At 69.4% G+C, this 4,901-nt stretch carries 4 protein-coding genes; 3 read left to right on the top strand and 1 reads right to left on the bottom strand.

Features of this window, described 5'->3' with window-relative positions; genetic code table 11:
• Window positions 1–980, bottom strand: a 980-nt coding sequence (locus tag ACN269_RS33275; RefSeq protein ID WP_421477084.1) for an aldehyde dehydrogenase family protein, incomplete at its 3' end; no start/stop codon positions are given.
• Between the two features lie 83 nt (window positions 981–1,063).
• On the opposite strand from ACN269_RS33275, the gene ACN269_RS33280 reads away from it, so the two are divergent.
• The 3 genes from ACN269_RS33280 to crtI all read left to right on the top strand — a co-directional run.
• Window positions 1,064–2,647 carry a PucR family transcriptional regulator gene (locus tag ACN269_RS33280; RefSeq protein WP_421477086.1) on the top strand — a complete coding sequence of 528 codons (1,584 nt, stop codon included), beginning with the start codon at window positions 1,064–1,066 and terminating at the stop codon, window positions 2,645–2,647.
• Between the two features lie 179 nt (window positions 2,648–2,826).
• Window positions 2,827–3,963 carry a polyprenyl synthetase family protein gene (locus tag ACN269_RS33285; protein ID WP_421477088.1) on the top strand — a complete coding sequence of 379 codons (1,137 nt, stop codon included), beginning with the start codon at window positions 2,827–2,829 and terminating at the stop codon, window positions 3,961–3,963.
• Between the two features lie 19 nt (window positions 3,964–3,982).
• Window positions 3,983–4,901 (top strand): phytoene desaturase family protein (gene crtI, locus ACN269_RS33290; protein ID WP_421477090.1); only part of this gene is annotated, 919 nt, incomplete at its 3' end.

Consider the following 4,901-nt stretch of genomic DNA (forward strand, 5'->3'; position numbering starts at 1 on the left):
CACTTCTGGCCCTGATAGTCGAACGCGCCCCGGATCAGCGCGGTGCGCAACACGTCCGGTCGCGCGCTGCGGTGTGCCAGCACGAAGTCCTTGCCGCCGGTCTCGCCGACCAGCCGCGGATAGGTGTGGTACCGGTCGATATTCGTGCCGACCTCGCGCCAGAGGTGCTGGAACGTCGCCGTCGAACCGGTGAAGTGGATGCCGGCCAGCCGCGGATCGGCCAGCGCCACATCCGAAACCGCGATACCGTCGCCGGTCAGCAGGTTGATCACCCCGGGCGGCAGGCCGGCCGCCTCCAGCAGTTGCATGATCAGATAGGCCGCGAACGTCTGGGTTGGCGACGGCTTCCAGATCACGGTGTTGCCCATCAGCGCCGGCGCGGTCGGCAGATTGCCGGCGATCGCGGTGAAGTTAAACGGGGTGATGGCGTAGACGAAGCCCTCCAGCGGGCGGTGGTCGGTGCGATTCCACACCCCGCGGGAGCTGATCGGCTGGCGCGCCAGAATGTCGCGCGCGAAGGCCACGTTGAACCGCCAGAAGTCGATCAGCTCGCAGGGCGCATCGATCTCGGCCTGATAGACCGACTTGGACTGCCCGAGCATCGTGGCCGCCGCGATCTTGGCTCGCCAGGGTCCGGCCAGCAGGTCGGCGGCCCGCAGGAACACCGCGGCGCGCTCATCGAAGGGGGTGGCTTCCCAGTCCGCCTTGGCCGCCATCGCGGCCTCGATCGCCGCGGTGGCGTCGGCGTGGGTGGCGTTGGTGAAGGTGCCCAGCCGCGCGGAGTGTCGGTGTGGCTGCACCACATCAACCCGGTCACCGTCGCCGAGGCGGTGCTGGCCGCCGACGACGTGGGGCAGGTCGATGGGGTCAGCGCTCAACGCGTTGAGGGCGTCGGTCAACCGGGCGCGCTCACCCGATCCGGGGGCATAGTCGTAGACCGGCTCGTTGGCCGGCATCGGCACGTCGGTGATGGCATCCATTGTTCAAGCATCCCCGATGCCGGCCGCGGAACTGTTGTCCGATCCGCTAAGGCTCTTGGCTTGCACCAGTAGAATCGGCCAATATGCGGAGCGCCGGGATCGGGCTGGGCCAGTTGCTGCTGGCGTTGGACGCGACGCTGGTCAGCCTCGTCGAGGCGCCCCGCGGGCTCGACCTGCCGGTGGCCTCGGCGGCACTGATCGACTCCGATGATGTCCGGCTCGGACTGCCCGCCGGCGCCGGTGCCGCCGACGCTTTCTTCCTGCTGGGTGTCACCGACGACGAAGCGCTGCGGTGGATCGAGCACCAGACCGGCACTCCGGTGGCGATCTTCGTCAAACACCCCGCCGAGACGGTGGTGGCCCGAGCGGTGGCGGCCGGTATTGCCGTGGTGTCCGTCGACCCCCGGGCTCGCTGGGAGCGGATCTATCAACTCGTCAATCACGTCTTCGAGCACCATGGCGACCGCACCGATCCGCACACCGGCTCCGGCACGGACCTGTTCGGCCTCGCGCAGTCGATCGCCGAACGGTCCCGCGGCATGATCAGCATCGAGGACGCGGACTCGCACGTGCTGGCCTACTCGGCGTCCAACGCCGAGGCCGACGAGCTGCGCCGGTCGTCGATCCTGGGTCGCGCGGGGCCCCCCGAACACCTGAAGTGGATTGGCCAGTGGGGCATCTTCGATGCGCTTCGGGCCGGCCCTGAGGTGGTCCGCGTCGCCGAACGCCCCGAACTGGGGCTGCGGCCGCGGCTGGCGGTCGGTATTCACCTGCCCTCCGGCGATGCCCGTCGGCCACCCGTCTTCGGCGGCACGATCTGGCTGCAGCAAGGGTCCAGCCCGCTGGCCGACGATGCCGACGAGGTGCTGCGTGGCGGCGCGGTGCTCGCGGCCCGGATCATGTCGCGGTTGGCGACCGCGCCGTCGACCCACACCGTCCGGGTGCGTGAACTACTCGGGCTGGCCGGCGAGCAGGCGGTCAGCCAGTCCGCAGAGGTCGCCGAGATCGCGCGGGAGCTCGGCATCGCCGCCGACGAGAAGGCCGCCGTGATCGGGTTCGCTGGCGACACCTCGGTACCTGGTGAGGTGATCGCGTTGAGCGCCAGCGCGTTTCGCGCCGACGCCCAGGTGGTCTCGGCCGGTCAGCGGGTCTACGTGCTGCTGCCCAAGACGGGTGCGGCAGCGACGGTGACGTCGTGGGCCCGCGGCGTGGTCGCGGCGCTGCGGCGCGAGCTCGGGCTGACCTTGCGGGCGGTGATCGCGGCCCCGTTGGCCGGCCTGCCCGCCGTAGCGGCGGCGCGTGCCGACGTGGATCGGGTGTTTGACAGCGCTACGCGCCACCCCGGCGCCATCGGCCAGGTCAGTTCGGTGGCCGAGGCGCGCACCACGGTGTTGCTCGATGAGATTGTGTCCCAGGTGGCGGGCCAACCCCGGCTCATCGACCCGCGGGTGCACAAGCTGAGGGACGCCGACCCGATGCTGGCCGAGACCCTGCGGATCTACCTGGACAGCTTCGGCGACGTCGCGGCCGCCGCGGCCGCCCTGCACGTGCACCCCAACACCATTCGGTACCGGGTGCGCCGCATCGAGAAGCTGCTCGGCAGCACCCTGGGCGATGCCGACGACCGCCTGGTGCTGGCCCTGGGGCTGCGCGCCTCCGAGCGGTAGCCGGCACCCATCCGACCGTCCACCGGCTGCGAATCATCAATATGGGGAACGCGCCGGGACGGAGAGGCAAACGTGGACAGTTGTCGCGATGAATCGGGCGGCGGTCCAGCGCGCTCGCTATGCTGTCAATCGATGCAAAAACGATGCGTTCGGGCGGCCGACTTTGCGAATGGTGTCCTGTGAGCAGCAACGGACACGTACCCGCCGCCGCCTTGACACTGCGGCGGCTGGCCGCCCCTGCCGAAGGCCACGAGCAGGTGTCGTTCACACGCTGGCGCAGCGGACTGCGCGAAGTCTTGGCGACCAGGCTGAGCGACTTTCTCAACCAAAGGTGCGTGCCGGACTTGCGCGGCGCCGGCATCGACATCGCGCCTGACCTGTTGCTCGGCTTCCTCGAGGGCGGCAAATATCTGCGCTCGACGTTCACCTACCTCGGTTGGCTCTGCGGCGCGGACCCGGACGAGGCCGCTCTTCGGGCGGCGGCCAGCTTCGAGCTGTTGCATGCGTTCGCGCTGCTGCAGGACGACGTGATGGACGGTTCGGCGCTGCGGCGCGGCAAGCCAGCCGTGCACGTGACATTCGCACAGTGGCATCGGGACCGGGGTTTGTCCGGATCGCCGAAGCGATTCGGGGAGGCGGCCGCCGTGCTGCTGGGCGACCTATGCCTGGTGTGGGCCGAACAAATGCTGCGCGAGAGCGGAGTCGCCCCGACCGCATTGGAACGGGCCTGGCCGAGGTACGACGAGATGCGATCCGAGCTGGCGATCGGTCAGTTCGGTGACCTCGTCAACGATGCCAGCGGCTACCCGACCCTGGATTCCGTTCTTGCGGTGGCCAGGCGCAAGTCCGGCAACTACACCGTGCGACGGCCACTGGAGATCGGCGCGGCCCTGGCAGGATGCGATCAGCGCGTGCTCACCATGATCGCCGAGTACGGCGAGGCAATCGGTGAGGCGTTTCAGCTTCGCGACGATGTGCTGGGCATCTTCGGGTCGCCTTCGATAACCGGCAAGCCGGCCGGCGGCGACCTCGCCGAGCGGAAGGCGACCAGCGTCGTAGTGGTCGCCTACGAACTCGCCGACGGCGCCGTGCGTCGCGAACTGCTCGAGTTGATGCGGCTGCCAGATCTCGGCGCCGTCGATGTGCGGAAGTGGCGGGGCCTGATCGAGACGACGGGCGCACCACAGCTCATCGAGCAGATGATCGACGCCCGCGTCACCCGCGCTCTCGACCGGGTGCACAACACAGACTTGGACGAGTCGATCCGGACTGCTCTGACAGAGATGGCGGTGGCATGCACGGAGCGGGCCACATGACGTCGCCGGCGGTGAAGTGATGCGTACCGTCAGCGGCCGCACGGATCGTGTTGTGGTGGTGGGCGCCGGGTTGGCGGGCCTGTCCACCGCGCTGCACCTGGCCGGACGGGGCCGCACGGTCACCGTGCTGGAGCGCGGCCGGCACCCCGGCGGCCGGGTCGGTCGAGCCGACCTGGCCGGCTATCGGATCGACACCGGTCCCACCGTGCTGACAATGCCTGACATCATCGAAGACACCTTCGCGGCGGTCGGCGAATCCACTTCTGACAGAATGCAATTGACTCCAGTGCAGCCGGCGTACCACGCCTCGTTCGCCGACGGCAGCGGGCTGGATGTGCACGCGGACGCCGCGGCCATGGCCGCCGAGGTGGAGCGCTTCGCCGGGCCTGCACAGGCACAGGGCTACCTGAGGCTGCGGGACTGGCTGGCCACGCTGTACCGGGTCGAGTTCGACGGATTCATTGCTGCGAACTTCGATTCGCCCCTGGGCCTGCTGACGCCGCAGCTGGCCAGGCTGGCCGCGATCGGCGGGTTCCGCCGGTGGGACACCATGGTCCGACGGTTCATCACCGACGAACGGCTGCAGCGAGTGTTTACGTTCCAGGCTCTCTACGCCGGCGTGCCGCCACGGCGGGCGCTCGCCGTCTATGCGGTGATCGCCTACATGGACACCGTGGCCGGGGTCTACTTCCCCCGCGGCGGCATGCGGGCGCTGCCCGATGGACTCGCCGCGGCCGCTGCTGACGCTGGTGTCGAATTCCGTTATGACGCTGCCGTTTCAGCGCTGGAACGCACCGCTGATCGGGTGACCGCGGTCAGCACCGACAGCGGCGAGCGGGTGCCGGCCGACGCTGTGGTGCTGACGACCGAACTGCCCGACACCTACCGGCTCCTCGGCCGCGCGCCGCGACGCCTGCTGGGGTTGCGCCCCGCGCCAT

The sequence above is a fragment of the Micromonospora sp. WMMD736 genome (genome assembly GCF_049179015.1).
Classification (GTDB): Bacteria; Actinomycetota; Actinomycetes; order Mycobacteriales; family Micromonosporaceae; genus Micromonospora.